The sequence below is a fragment of the Paenibacillus sp. BAC0078 genome (assembly GCF_054483875.1).
In genome coordinates, this window is the sequence record NZ_JBTLRW010000005.1 from 341,919 (window position 1) to 355,281 (window position 13,363).

15 protein-coding genes are annotated in these 13,363 nt (G+C 50.6%); 5 read left to right on the forward strand and 10 right to left on the reverse strand.

What is annotated here, in order from left to right; all coding sequences use genetic code 11:
* Positions 1–390 precede the first annotated feature (390 nt).
* The 3 genes from ACX1DY_RS12885 to ACX1DY_RS12895 all read right to left on the reverse strand — a co-directional run bounded on the left by ACX1DY_RS12885 (position 391) and on the right by ACX1DY_RS12895 (position 3,288).
* Positions 391–1,356: a DUF4367 domain-containing protein gene (locus ACX1DY_RS12885; protein ID WP_458964589.1), complete on the reverse strand. Its 966-nt coding sequence runs from the start codon at positions 1,354–1,356 to the stop codon at positions 391–393.
* On the reverse strand, positions 1,353–1,937 hold the full coding sequence (locus ACX1DY_RS12890; RefSeq protein WP_458964590.1) for a sigma-70 family RNA polymerase sigma factor: 585 nt from the start codon (positions 1,935–1,937) through the stop codon (positions 1,353–1,355). The genes ACX1DY_RS12885 and ACX1DY_RS12890 overlap by 4 nt, the downstream gene beginning before the upstream one ends.
* Before the next feature lie 190 nt (positions 1,938–2,127).
* The gene (locus ACX1DY_RS12895; RefSeq protein ID WP_458964627.1) at positions 2,128–3,288 is read right to left on the reverse strand and encodes an MFS transporter; all 1,161 of its coding nucleotides are present in this window, start codon (positions 3,286–3,288) and stop codon (positions 2,128–2,130) included.
* Between the two features lie 264 nt (positions 3,289–3,552).
* Between ACX1DY_RS12895 and ACX1DY_RS12900 the strand changes: the two genes are divergently transcribed.
* On the forward strand, positions 3,553–4,128 hold the full coding sequence (locus tag ACX1DY_RS12900; RefSeq protein WP_458964591.1) for a TetR/AcrR family transcriptional regulator: 576 nt from the start codon (positions 3,553–3,555) through the stop codon (positions 4,126–4,128).
* Here the strand turns inward: ACX1DY_RS12900 and ACX1DY_RS12905 are convergent.
* The 4 genes from ACX1DY_RS12905 to ACX1DY_RS12920 form a co-directional block, all read right to left on the reverse strand.
* The gene (locus ACX1DY_RS12905) at positions 4,102–4,281 is read right to left on the reverse strand and encodes an aspartyl-phosphate phosphatase Spo0E family protein (protein ID WP_458964592.1); all 180 of its coding nucleotides are present in this window, start codon (positions 4,279–4,281) and stop codon (positions 4,102–4,104) included. The two genes, ACX1DY_RS12900 and ACX1DY_RS12905, sit on opposite strands and share 27 nt — an antisense overlap.
* A 145-nt stretch (positions 4,282–4,426) precedes the next feature.
* The gene (locus ACX1DY_RS12910; RefSeq protein WP_458964593.1) at positions 4,427–5,185 is read right to left on the reverse strand and encodes a DUF3600 domain-containing protein; all 759 of its coding nucleotides are present in this window, start codon (positions 5,183–5,185) and stop codon (positions 4,427–4,429) included.
* Entirely contained in the window at positions 5,175–5,759 is a 585-nt protein-coding gene (locus tag ACX1DY_RS12915) for a sigma-70 family RNA polymerase sigma factor (protein ID WP_458964594.1), read from the reverse strand. The genes ACX1DY_RS12910 and ACX1DY_RS12915 overlap by 11 nt, the downstream gene beginning before the upstream one ends.
* A 163-nt stretch (positions 5,760–5,922) precedes the next feature.
* The gene (locus tag ACX1DY_RS12920) at positions 5,923–6,339 is read right to left on the reverse strand and encodes a MarR family winged helix-turn-helix transcriptional regulator (RefSeq protein ID WP_458964595.1); all 417 of its coding nucleotides are present in this window, start codon (positions 6,337–6,339) and stop codon (positions 5,923–5,925) included.
* Between the two features lie 243 nt (positions 6,340–6,582).
* Between ACX1DY_RS12920 and ACX1DY_RS12925 the strand changes: the two genes are divergently transcribed.
* Complete coding sequence (locus tag ACX1DY_RS12925; protein ID WP_458964596.1) at positions 6,583–7,119, forward strand: DoxX family protein; 537 nt, start codon at positions 6,583–6,585, stop codon at positions 7,117–7,119.
* A gap of 67 nt (positions 7,120–7,186) precedes the next feature.
* Here the strand turns inward: ACX1DY_RS12925 and ACX1DY_RS12930 are convergent, their stop codons facing one another.
* Positions 7,187–7,858 carry an O-methyltransferase gene (locus ACX1DY_RS12930; protein ID WP_458964597.1) on the reverse strand — a complete coding sequence of 224 codons (672 nt, stop codon included), beginning with the start codon at positions 7,856–7,858 and terminating at the stop codon, positions 7,187–7,189.
* Between the two features lie 112 nt (positions 7,859–7,970).
* Between ACX1DY_RS12930 and ACX1DY_RS12935 the strand changes: the two genes are divergently transcribed.
* From ACX1DY_RS12935 to ACX1DY_RS12945, 3 genes are all read left to right on the forward strand, one after another.
* Complete coding sequence (locus tag ACX1DY_RS12935) at positions 7,971–8,867, forward strand: LysR substrate-binding domain-containing protein (RefSeq protein ID WP_458964628.1); 897 nt, start codon at positions 7,971–7,973, stop codon at positions 8,865–8,867.
* Positions 8,868–9,004: 137 nt separating this feature from the next.
* Complete coding sequence (locus ACX1DY_RS12940) at positions 9,005–10,132, forward strand: stalk domain-containing protein (protein WP_458964598.1); 1,128 nt, start codon at positions 9,005–9,007, stop codon at positions 10,130–10,132.
* A 36-nt stretch (positions 10,133–10,168) separates the two neighbouring features.
* Positions 10,169–10,948 (forward strand): TatD family hydrolase, encoded by a 780-nt coding sequence (locus ACX1DY_RS12945; protein WP_458964599.1) that lies wholly within the window; start codon positions 10,169–10,171, stop codon positions 10,946–10,948.
* A 76-nt stretch (positions 10,949–11,024) separates the two neighbouring features.
* Here ACX1DY_RS12945 and ACX1DY_RS12950 read toward each other — a convergent pair whose 3' ends face one another.
* Both ACX1DY_RS12950 and ACX1DY_RS12955 read right to left on the reverse strand, forming a co-directional pair.
* Positions 11,025–11,603: a histidine phosphatase family protein gene (locus ACX1DY_RS12950; RefSeq protein WP_458964600.1), complete on the reverse strand. Its 579-nt coding sequence runs from the start codon at positions 11,601–11,603 to the stop codon at positions 11,025–11,027.
* A gap of 410 nt (positions 11,604–12,013) precedes the next feature.
* Positions 12,014–13,321 (reverse strand): MFS transporter, encoded by a 1,308-nt coding sequence (locus ACX1DY_RS12955; protein WP_458964601.1) that lies wholly within the window; start codon positions 13,319–13,321, stop codon positions 12,014–12,016.
* Positions 13,322–13,363 lie beyond the last annotated feature (42 nt).

Sequence of the window (13,363 nt, forward strand, 5' to 3'; positions counted from 1 at the left end):
GGCTATGTAAAGGCACACGAAATTCTGCCCGTTAGTGGCCGCGGTCAAAAAATAACTCGCATCTACTTACGTGCGCGCGTAACTTTCAGCTACGCAAATGATCGCATGAATCCCGTCGCTTTACTAGGTGTGCGGGATTTGACGCTTACTTATATTCCCCTCTCATCATTCAAAACCTTTCCACTCAGGTGGAGGCCATTCACCAGTCCTTAATTTATATATATATACCTTTGTGAAAATAAAATCTCTTCAAAAGTGTATAAATCTTTATTCTTCATGATCAGAAAGCTTGGGCGCCTAGACAAAAATGACCCGCAAGCAGGCCGCTTTTTTCAAAGTTTCCTGCTTACGGGTCGTGTATTAAGGTTCTACACACTTTCTATTCGTTTATCAGCGGATAGACTCGGCAATTTTCAGCACTTCAGCCCGGTCCAGGCCGCGGGTATTGATGCCATACAGCACACCGTCCGATTCCCAATCAAGGCTTCTGCCGTTCATCATTACAGCATCGACGCCGTTCACTTGCACTTTTTCCAGCTTGCCGCTGGTTGACATTTCAAAAGCCGTTTCTTCATCGGAATAGCGCAGCTGCATCGAGATTTCCTGGCCTTCCTTCTTACTGGTGAAGTACAAATTAAGATACTTGCCGTTTACTGCTCCTTTCTCTGAGGTATAAAATTCCCCCCGGTCAAAAGCAAACCCTTCCGGCAAATATTTCGGCAGCTTAACCTTGAAGAGTGCGTATTTATCCAGCTCCGCCTGCTCCTTCGCAACGAACACATTCTCCGCCGCTTCCTTTTCGCGCTGTTCCTGTTCGCTCTTCGTAATCAGCTTATCTCCGTCAAAGTTAACAATCTGCTCACCATCGGCGTTATAGACCTTGTCAAGCTTCTCTGTATAAGAGGTTATCACATTGCCGTCCTTGTCATACAGCTTGCCCTTTAACGCCTCTGGAAACTTCGTAGCCTGCTCGGGCTCGTATTCGCTTACAATGATATTCCCCAAATTGATCGTCTGCAGTACTCTGCCCAGCATCTCCTGGGCAAAGGATGGTTTGACGAAGGTAACACTCACCACACCTGCCACCAGAATGGAAGCAAGGATCATAGCTGGGCGTTTGACACTGTGTCTAATTTTCATTTTTCTTTCCTCCTGTTCGTATTGGGTCCGGTTCCGCACCTTGGAGAGAACGGCCGCCCTTGGGGAAGTGCCGCTGAAATCCTTGCCGGACAGAGCCTTGCTCAGCTCCAGCAGCTCAAGATATTCCGGTGAACCGTTCCACTGGGCGGGTTCCTTATGATGAAGGCCTCCGTCGATATCCCTGGAGAATCTCTCTACCGTATCTTTGGTATTCACAGCCGCTCCACACTCCCTATTTCAGATTTTAACTTTCTCATGCTTCGGTAAAGAATGACGCCGACGTTGCTCTCGGAAATCCCTGTGAGGCTGGCAATTTCCTTATTCTTCAGATCAGCCCCGAATTTCAGCGCCACAATATTCCGCTCTTTCGCACTCAGGGTGTCCAGCGCACGGCTCAACCGGTCGCTTCGCTCTCCCTCAAGCATTTGCTCCTCCGGCACCTGTCTGCTCGAAACCAGTTCCCGGATCATCTCTAGGGGGAAGAAACGGGTCCGCTTCAAGCTTCTGTAATAGTCGTTCACTACATTTCTGGCTATGGCAAACAGCCATACCTCCAGCGGTGCTTTATCCGGGGAGTAGCTGTGCAGCTTGGACAATGTCTTTTCGAAGACCAGACTGGTCAGATCCTCGGCCGTATAACGGCAACTGACACGGTAGGCGGTATAGTTGAATATTCTTGTATAGTACGTTTCAAAAATCGTCGTAAAGAACCTGTCTGCCTCTGCTGCTGTATCTGTATCTGTCTCTTCCTTTATGCTCTTTTGCCTAAAAGATTGTAACAATGCGCGCTCTTGCATCCTTCAAGCTCTCCTTTCCTGCATAATTTCACTTGGCCAAGTAATTTTACTCCAGCTAATACGCAAGTATTTGCTGTTTCATTACATTAGTATCATGGATTGTTTCGCAAAAAAAGAAGTGCCCCGGCAGACTGACTCATGCAGCCTGCCGGGGCACTTCTTCAAACAATACAACCTTTACGCTGATGCCTTACGCTTGTTTACGCTCCGTTAAATAGTACAGGAATGCCACAATCGGCAGGGCCATTCCGAGCAGGGTGGTCAACCCCCAGCCGCCGTAAGCATATGCCCAGCCCCCCAGTGAGGAGCCAATGGCTCCGCCGATGAAGAAAATCGCCATAAACAGTCCGTTCAAGCGGCCTCTTGCTTCGCTGCCGAGTGAATAAATCGCCCGTTGGCCAAGCACCAAATTGCCCGAAACGCCCATATCCAGCAGAATAGCCGCCAGAACCAGCAGCCCGAGAGTGACTCTGGAATCATTCTGAAACAGATATGCGAGTAAAAAAGCCGCCGCCGCAAGTATAAACGCAAGCCCGGTCAGTGGTCTCGTCCAGCCCCGGTCAGCCCATCTCCCGGCGATTGGAGCGGCGACGGCCCCAGCCACACCGGCCAGAGCAAACAGCGCAATACCCTGCTGGGTCAGATGATACGTATCGGCCAGCCGCAAGGAAACGGTAGTCCAGAACAAGCTGAAGGTTCCGAACAGACTGGCTTGATAAATCGCCCGGCGGCGCAGCACAGGAGTGTTCTTCAGAAGAGTTCCCAGGGAACGAATCAGTCCGCCATAGTTCATAGTAGGCACAGGCTGGCGTTTAGGAAGAACGCGGGATAACAGAAGAATCAACAGTGCAATTACTACAGCGGATATAGCAAAGATCGCATGCCAGCCCCAGAGGCCGGAGACAAAGCTTGCCAGCGGACGGGCGAACATAATTCCGAGCAGCAGGCCGCTCATCACATTGCCCACTACGCGTCCGCGATGCTCTTCAGCAGCCAAATATGAGGCATATGGCACCAGAACCTGTGCGGCCACAGAGCCGAGACCGATGAACAGAGCGGCTGCCAGAAAGATCGGCGCATTAGGGGCCATTGTAGCCACAACCAGGGCAACAAACACGACAAGCAGCGAGGCCACCGTCAAACGGCGATTTTCAATGATATCGCTAAGCGGAACCACAAACAACAGACCAATTACATAGCCAATCTGCGTCAGCGTCACAATCAGACCTGCTGCACCGGAGGAGAGATGTGTAGCTTCGCTGATCGGTCCAACCAGCGTCTGGGCATAGTACAGATTAGCTACAATAAGTCCGCAGGATGCCGCCAGCAGAAAAGTGATCCAGCCGGGCATGGTTTTACTTTCCGCGCGCTCCTTTGCATGGTTCACACGGTTCACTTGATTTACCTGATTCATAAAAATTCCACCTTTCACTTTTAAATACTGAACGTTTGGTTTATTAATTATGGCTTTATAATATACTGAACGTACAGTTTTGTAAATAGGCAAATGAAAATAATTTATTTGGCAAACTTGATGCATTCTTTTGTATAATGTACGTATAGTTTCTTTATTAAGCCGGTTGGGAAAAGTATATTCGATCAGGAGGTATGACTAATGGATAAAAAAAGAGGACGTCCACGGAATAATGAAGCGGAGGCTTCCATTCTTGCGGCTTCGTATGATTTGCTGCTGGAGGCGGGATTTGGAGCGGTGACTGTAGAGAAAATTGCGGAACGGGCTAAAGTCAGCAAAGCGACCATCTATAAATGGTGGCCCAACAAAGCGGCCGTAGTAATGGACGGCTACTTGTCCGCCGCTTCCGCCAGACTTCCAGTGCCGGACACAGGTTCAGTGCAGGAGGATATTAGAATACATGCGACGAATCTGACCCATTTTTTGTGCAGCCGTGAAGGAAAGGTGATTACCGAGCTGATTGGCGAGGGACAATTCGATGCCGGCCTTGCCGAGGCTTACCGGACGAGATTTTTTGCACCGCGCCGTCAAGAGGCAAGACAATTGCTGGAGCGTGGCGTAGCCCGTGGGGAACTGAAAGAGGATCTGGATATTGCTTGCAGTATTGATCTTATGTATGGACCGATATTTTACCGGCTTCTGATTACAGGGGATACACTGGATGGAGAATTTGTAGACAAGCTGCTTGCGTTAGCGTTCGGAGGGACTGGAGTGTAGCGGCTCTTCTCTTGTATATTCATTGATCAGTTCGTCCAGCTTCATGGATTGCTTGATCACCTTCGGATGCAGCAGCCCATAGATTGCTTCCATCTCATTCAGCTTCCTGCGCTCCGCTTCGATGCGCTTCTGAATGATTTCCAAATTATTCATCTACAAAACCTCCTTTAGGTATTTTAGAAGGTTATGTAAAACTAGAAGATATCAACGGAGATGCAGTACAGAATAACAAAAACCACCGGAAAACAAGGGTATGCCTTCTCCGGTGGTTTTGCTTTGTCATGAATATCTGGAGTGCTTAAGAGCTTGGTTTGATCGAGATTCCCAGCTTGTTCAGATACGGATTAAGCTGTTCGATAAGCTGTTCCTGGTTTTTCTTATCTGCGTCTGACAGACGATCCATATGAATGCTGCCATCCGGGTCCGTAACTTTATCATTCATATTCTTCAACTCACCGATTAATTGCTCGACCTGTGCCAGTTCTTTCCCGCTGAAGGTTTGCTGCGCTTTGGCAAGCTGCTCATCCCAGAACGCACCTGCGTCCAACTGTTCCACCGGCGCTTTCGGTGCTTCGGCTTTAATCAACTTGGCAAAATAAGGCTCAAGCTCTGCAGTCAGCTTGTTATAGCTCTCCCGGTCAGCGGCGTTTAACTTCTCGGGATGAAGGTTGCCTGCCTTATCGGCCATTTTCAGATTGAAACCGCCAAGTTCATGCAGCAAGGAGGTCAATGCGCTGAAATCCTCCTTGCTCAGGCTCATCTGTGCCTGCTGCAGCTTGGCTTCAAGCTTCTCATACTGCTCCAGCGTGCCTACGTTTTGAATAAAGTTATCCTTTGAACCATACATGGAATCAGCCAAATAATTGTATCCGGCATAGACTCCAGTCGGGATGATAAGCGATGCCGCTATTATCGTAGCTATTAGCCATTTCTTCATATGTCTTCCCCCTTGTCCGGGTGTGGTCCGCTCCAGGATCTTCCCCTTCAGTTCCGGTGGGGCGCTCCAGCCTTCAGCTTCATCCATTAGCGCCCGCCGCAGGTTCTCCTCAAGACTCATGCAGATCCTCCACCTTCCCTATTCTAATAGTGTCAGCCTTGTGCTTCCGGCGCAGCTTCTGCAGCGCAGCATGAATCCGGGATTTGACAGTTCCGAGCGGGATATTAAGTATTGCGGCAATCTCTTCCTGGGAGTACTCCTCCAGGTAGTGCAGAATAATAACCTGCTTCAGCTTGTACGGCAACCGGTTTACCTTGTCGAGCAGAGCGCGGCTGGATAACCGGTCGATGACCTCGCCGGCGAAATCATTTTCTATGACCAGGCCAGTCTGCTCCGCTTTCTGCATAATCCTGAAATGCCTCCAGCCCTTTCGCCGGTAAGCATGAATCTGCCGCATAACCAGTCCCATCAGCCAAGGCCTGAAGTCCCGCATCCCGTCATACTGCCCCAGCGAGCGGTGCAGCTCAATATAGATTTCCTGTACCACATCGTCAGCATCGGAAGGCTCGGAAACGAGGAAACGCACGGTTCTGTAGACATCGCGAACAGTCGCTTCGTATAACTCACCATACGCTTCACGGCTGCCGGCTAGCGTGAGCGTAATGAGCTGCGAATATTCAGCTGTATTCTCCATCCGTCATTCCCCCTTCTGGCTTACACTATGTATTGGCAGGAAACGTTATTTTCGTTCGATTTATTTTTGGCGAGGGGCGCACCACAAAAAAACAAGACCTCCCTTTATGGAAAGTCTTCTAATGTTACTAAGTTATCCGATTCACTCCTTCAAGCCGGATTCTTCACAGCTTAATCTTCGCAAGCAACGCAACCAGCTGCTGCTTCTCCTCCGGTGCGAACTCCTCATAGACTGCTGCCAGCAGTGTTCTTGAGATCTCCTCAAATATCGGCTGAAGCTCCCGGCCCTTGGGAGTAAGCGACAAGCGGAAAATCCGTCCATCCATCTGGTCCTGCTCCCGTTTCACGTATTCGAGACGCACTAATTTATCTACCAATACCGTGATTGTGGACTTGTCCTTATCAATGGAACAGGAAAGCTGGTTCATCGTAATGTCTTCCCGGGCAAACAGCTGATACAGAATGTCTCCGTGTGAAGGCGCTATGCCATGAAGATTATGTTTCTTAAGTTCACGCTCAATAAACTTGTTCCCGCGCCGGTGAATATGACCGATAGTAGCCAAAATATTATTTTCATTCATTCCCCCATGTTAAATTTATACAAAATATGTGTCAACCCCTTTCCTTTTCAAATCCTAAAAATCAAAATCGGACGAGCAATGTACATTCTGTGAATTTTAACTAAAAAATTAGTTTTATATAAAAATTTCTTTGATTTTTGTGACTTTTATCACACCTGTTGTGAAATTTTTCACTTATCATGAAGGTGTCGAAGATGATCATCCGATAACACAAACAAAGAGAAACCTGGAGGAGTGGAGATAATGTTCAACAACTGGTTCCGCAACAATAAGGCAGCAATGGTGCTGCTCACTATAGTACGCATTTACGTAGGTTACCAATGGATTGAGGCCGGCTGGCATAAGCTGACCGGAGGATTTGATGCTTCAGGCTTCCTTAAAGGAGCCATTGCCAAGAGTGTCGGTGAAGATGCCTCTGTACAGGCCTGGTGGGCCAATTTTCTCCAGCATGCCGCACTGCCTAATGTGAGCTTCTTCAATGTTCTCATTCCTTACGGTGAGTTTCTTGTAGGACTTGGGCTGATCCTGGGTACATTCACTACCTTCGCCGCACTGATGGGACTTATCATGAACGCTTCCTACCTGCTCTCGGGTACGGTCAGCACCAACGTACAGCTTCTGCTGATGGAAGTTATCATCATTGTCTCCGCCGCCAATGCCGGCAAGATCGGCTTGGACTACTGGGTGCTGCCATACCTGCGCAAGCTCTTCGGCAAAAAAAATCAAAATGTCACTTTTAACTCTGCTGCTCCCGCTTCGGCAATGAAGCGTTCCGTATAAATGAAGCATAATCCTATAATGACCCGCAGGCAGGGACAGCACCAGCGTCCTTCTCTGCGGGTCATTGTCATGCTGTGACAACCCCAATCACGAAGCCATCGTACCCTTTGCTGCCTACTGTCTGCAGTGCAGTTGCCTCTATCCTCGGCTCGGCCGACAGCAGATCCATAAATTGACGAATGCCCTGCACCCGATCATCCGTACTGCCCGCTTGAATGACCTCACCTTCACGTACCACATTGTCGGCTACAATCACCGCTCCCGGACGGGCCAGCTTCAGTGCCCACTTCAGGTAATGCGGATTGTTCGGCTTATCGGCATCAATAAAGATGAAGTCAAAAGAATTAACCCCCCGGGCCTCAAGTGCCGCCAGAGTCTCAAGTGCCGGGCCTTCAATCACTTCAGCTTTACCTTCCAGCTTCGCTAATCTCAGATTGTCCTCAGCCACGACAACATGCTTATGTTCAGCTTCGAGCGAGACCAGTTTTCCCTCTTCCGGCAAGGCCCGGGCCAGCCAGATCGTGCTGTAGCCGCCCAGCGTGCCAATCTCCAGAATATTTGCCGCCCCTCTCATCTTAGCCAGCAGATACAGCAGCTTCCCTTGATTGGGCGCAACATCAATCGCCGGCAATCCGGCGCCTGCATTCGCATCCAGTACAGCAGCCAGTACCGGGTCGGTTGCCAGCAGCTTGTCATTGAAATACTCATCGACCTTGCTCCATGTGTTCAATTCTCCCATTTCGTTTCCCTCCTTATTGGATCTGCCTTTAATATAGTTTAAAATAATTCATAAAACTAATATATGTTTTTGCATAATACATAAATTTTGATTATATAAGGAGGAGAAACTCATCAATATTCATGCTCTGAGACTTTTTTATAATGTTGCCGAGACAGGAAGCGTCACTAAGGCGGCAGCCCGGCTCAACATCAGCCAGCCGGCAGTTACCAGCCAGATCAAAAAATTCGAGAAGGACTTGGGTCTGACCCTGTTTAATCCCCGCGGACGGGGAATTTCGCTTACTCCGTTTGGGGCAGAGCTCGTGAAGCAGGCAAGTAATTTCTTCACCTACGAGGAACAAATTGATGCATTTGTGGAGGATTACCGCCAGGGCAGAAAAGGAAAGCTCCGCATTGCCGCCACCTACCTTCCGGCGAACTTCCTGATTCCCGGCTGGGCTGCAAGGTTCAAGGCCGGACATCCCGAGATTGAAATGGTGATTACAACAACCAATTCCCAGCAGGCTTTTGAACAATTGAAGCGGCATGAAGCCGACGTTGCCTTCTATGGAGGGGGAGCCCGGGACAAGCCGGAGGATATCGACTGGTTGGAGCTTTTTGAGGATGAGCTGTGGTTCGTGGTCTCTCCATCCCATCCCTATGCAAACCGTACGGTGTCACTGACGGAAATGATGCTGGAGCCTTTCATTATGCGTGAGGAAGGCAGCTCGACAAGGGCACGTCTTGTCTCGTTATGCACGACCTATGGGCTGAAGCCGCCGCAGGTCACTTTGCAATTCAGCGGTCTAGGCGAAGCTATTCGTTCGGTGATGGCCGGATACGGGGCAAACTTCATCTCCTCTCTGGCAGTGCGTGAATATGTGGAACGGGGGCAACTGTCCCGTGTGCGGGTAGAGGGCATTCAGCTAAGCAATCATATTGCCATCTGTACACGCAGCAATGAATCTCTGCCCGCAGCTCTGCAGCAATTTATTGAAATCTGCCGCAGCTTCCCGCCCGATCTGTAGCGAACGAGCCACCGTCTTCCTGAATAACACAAATGTAACAGACTTGTCTTCTTATCGTTAACAGATATTGGCCCCGGAGCGGATGTTTTACAGTATAATTGAACAGATTGGAACTTGTAGACTCTGGAGGTTATTCTGTGAAAAAAATTCTAGCCGCTTCCGCACTCGCCCTGCTCATTGCCGGATGTGCGGCAGCTCCCGATATAGATACGATTTCTGCCGCCGCACCGCTCACGCTGACAATAGACGGACAAACGGTCCTCCCTCAGCTTCATCCCTTCACTTCCGCAAAGCTCTTGTATGTTCCTGCAAGGGCGCTGCTGGAATATTATCCATTTGAACTGAAGTGGGATAATACACACAAAAGGCTCACCCTAACCAATAACAGTTCCCAAACGGTTCTTACACCCGGCAGCACAGCTATGCAAGTCAGCTATACGCAGACGGACGGCAGTTATGAGGATGTACAGGAGGGTCCTGTTCTTTTGAGGGGAGGGCATGTGTATATTCCTGCCAGAACAGTGGAGCAGCTCACCGGGGCCGAACCCAAGCTTACAGCTTCTGGAAATGGAGTATCCATTACGTCTGGGGATGTCAGCACAACCGTGCGGGTTCCCGCCGAACCCCTTGTGGTTGCAGCGGGCAACGCCAGTAAGGTCAAGCTATATACAGCACTGAAGGACGGCAACACCTATAAAGGATTCATACTTGAAGTAAATGGCAAGAAGCACAGCTTCAAATGGGAAGCGCCGCGACTTGTCAGTTATCCGCCGGAGCTGATCTATGCCGATGTGGATAACGACGGGAAGCCGGAAGCCACAGTGATATTCACCCTTGGCACAGGAACCGGGATCGTTCAGCAGGAGGTCCATGTCGTCAAGCCGGAGCAGTGGAAGGAGCTTGCGGTACCTACCGCAGAAAAAGCCGCCACTGATGCCGTATCCTCCACAATTTCGCTCGATCATGACGATGTGCTGGTCCGGCTTGAGCTTGCCGGCGCTTCCCCATCGAAGGTAACGCTAAGACTTCTCGGCCGCGCCGAAGATGGCGGACTGGATTATTTCGGCACCAAGGCAGGAATTGGAGCAGTTACCTATTATAAAGTGGAGAATGGGAAGCTGAAGGCGGAGACGAGCGTAAATGTTGGATTGACAGAGAGTATAGGTACTCTGAAGCTGATCTACAAGCCAGGCAGCACAGGAATGGTACTGGACACGATAAAATTTGAAGCCGACGATGACACCAAGCAGTACGTGGAAAAGTAAGACAACATAGAGCGGAACGTTAAGGAGTATGATCTCATGATTGATGCCCATATTCATCTTGATCAATATAAGGATGAAGAGTTGAAGGTTATGCTGCCGGAACTGCCGGAGCAAGAGATTGAAGCGCTGATTGCCGTCTCAATGAACCTGGACTCTTGTATCCGCACACAAGGCATCGCTGCGCAGGGACTAGGGCGGGTGAAGCCAGCCTACGGCTTCCATCCCGAGCAGCCGGCTCCAGCGGAAGCTGAGCTTACGGCGCTGCTGTCGTGGATTGAGCAGCATGCCGGAGAAATGGTTGCTGTAGGCGAAATCGGTCTGCCCTACTATTCACGGGCCGAGGCGCTCGCAAGAGGTGAAGCTTTTGCAATGGAGCCTTATCTCCGGATTCTTGATTCCCTGCTTGCGCTCGCCGCCCGTCTGGACAAGCCGGTGGTACTGCATGCCGTATACGAAGATGCGCTAACCGTCTGCGATATGCTGGAGAGGCACGGCATTACAAGGGCGCATTTCCATTGGTTCAAAGGGCCGGAGGAAGCGGTCACCCGGATGATTCAGCGCGGTTATTACATCTCCTTCACCCCTGACATTCTATATGAACCGGAGATTCAGGAGCTGGCGCAGCGTTATCCGCCGGAGCTGGTGATGGCCGAGACGGACGGGCCTTGGCCGTTCGAGGGACCTTTTACCGGGCACCCTACTTATCCGGCGATGGTTCATGACGTTGCCGCCGCATGGGGCAGGCTGCACGGATACTCTATCGCTGAGGCGGAGGCTCATCTGACTGCTAATACGGTGCGATTTTATCAGCTGTAGCTGGGTAACTTGATGGGTTGAACCCTTCACCATTACCTCGTAGATCGCCTATTGATCTCAATCCATGTTTGGCTTATCAATCGTTAAGCAGCAGTCTTTCTACCTGGATCAGCTCTTCACCCGTAAATTCCATCCGGTAAATATCGGGCTTGGAGGTCTGAAGCAGAAAATCCAGCCCATATTCCCCGGCAAAATGATTCATCATTAACGTCATCACCATGCCGTGGGTGCCGATGACTATTTTTTCGTCCTTATGCTGATGTAGAATCTCCTTCAGCGCTTGTACGGCCCGGGTCTTGCAGTCGTTATTGGACTCCCCTCCACCTGAGAGCACAAAGTCCGGCTCCGCGAACATTTGCTCCAGATAGGGATACAATTCATGATCCGGCAGCGTCCGGTCATCATCCGTCCAGCATCTTTCTTTCAGATCTTCGACGATGCGGATCTCTTGTCCAAGCTCCTCTGCCAATCCGGCAATCGTATCAATCGCTCGAATATAGGGGCTGCTGTACAGCGTATGTATGCCTTCGTTCCGCAACCGCTCCGTTACTCTCCGCGCATCCTTTTCCCCAAGAGCCGACAGCCCGCGCGATCTTTCATTGCCCGAAGTTTTGATGGATTCGCCATGCCGTACCATATAAATAACAGTTGCCATTAGAGCCTCCTTAATGTATGTCCATCTACAAAATACCATGTCATCTGCATGTCTTCCACCTTACACATCCGCCCGTTCCATCCAGATTCCTCTATAATAAAAGAAGAAAGCCCGATTGGGCCTTAGTAACAGCGCTTATTGGATCGCCTGAGAGCGGCAGAAATTACATGCCAGATATCTCCCCCCATACCAGATCCCCCCACGACTGCTAAATGTACTTCGTACAGCTATATCGCCTAAAATAGCGCCTATCAGAGCTTTAAATGTATTTCATACAATAAAATTCCGCGAAAACCGTATTTATCAAGCAAAATAGGATTTATAGCTGTACGAGGTGCAATTAAAAGTAATTTTCGGTTTTGTAAGGTCATTCTTATTGCACAAACTGCAATTATCTCTGAAAAAATAATCTAACCATGCTGCTCCAGTCCCGCCTCTGCTCGTTCGGAGGGCAGTGCTGCAATATCAGTCCGCTGCGTCATCACCACCGGCCACAGCACCCGCCCGAACACGATGCCAACCAGTCCAAGCAGCACCTGGACCATTCCGAAATTAACAAAAATACGGCCAGGTCCGGCAAGCTCGACGAAGAGCCCTCCCAGCAAAGGGGCTGCAATCATCACTACGCCAAGTACTGTGCTTTGGATGCCGAATACGCGTCCGGTCATGTGCGGAGGGGTTTCTTTTTGCAGGCAATAATTGAAGGTAACAAAGAACATCCCATTCCCGATACCCAGTATGAATCCGAACAGCAGCACCCAGAAGGCAGGCGCACCAGGCTGGAGCAGCCCAAGACCTGCAATCGGTCCGCCGATCAGCACATAACCCATTCCAAGCCTCCAGCCATATCCCGTTCCCGGGTTCAGTCTGTTCAATAGAATAATGATCAGTACGGCCCCCACCCCGGATGCGGCCACCATCCAGCCCAGCAAGGATTCATTGGCCGGCGAGAGCACACGGAACAGGCTGGTGAATTGAAAATCAATGATCTGGATGGCTAGCGCCCCGGCGAGTCCGAACAGCATGGTATGCAGCAGCAGACGGCTGCGCAGCATAAAGCTCCAGCCTTCCTTCCATACCATGCGAAGCGGCACCCGTTCTTCCTGCGGCTTCACCGCCTCGCTGTCTTCTTCTGTGCGAAGGCTCTTTACAGAGAGCAGCAGCAGATAGGAGCCGACCCGCAGCAGGGCATTTAGTAAAATACACCACTGCGGAGTAAGCAGCGTAAGCGCCACGCCACCCAGCAAGGGGCCGGCAATTTTGGAGCCCTGGTTCACGATCCCGTTCAGGGAAGCCGCCTGCAGCAGTTGATCCTCTCTGACAATGCTGCGGGTCAGCGACTGCTGCGCAGGCACATTCAGCGTGGAAATCGCGGAACGCACCGCCAGCAGGGGCAGTAGCCAGAGCATATTCGGGGCAAACAGCACCAGTACGGTCAGGAATGCCGTAAGCAAATCGCACATCCGCATCAGCTTCAGCTTGTTCAGCCGGTCGGCGGCAACCCCGGCGACGGAGCCGAGCAGAATGCCCGGCAGCGCCATAGATACCGGGATCAGCGCCAGCATCAGCGGACTGACCTGCCAGCGGTAGCCGACAAGCACCTGAATGGCCAGGGTGTCGAACCAATCGCCAAAGGTTGCTGTGGCAAAGGCGCTGTACACGCGCATGTATACTTTGTTGTGCAGCAGGCTGGCCGCCTGCTTGGTTGAAGCCTCCATTTTACATTCCTCCAGATGCAGTCAGAATCATATAGCTGTCTT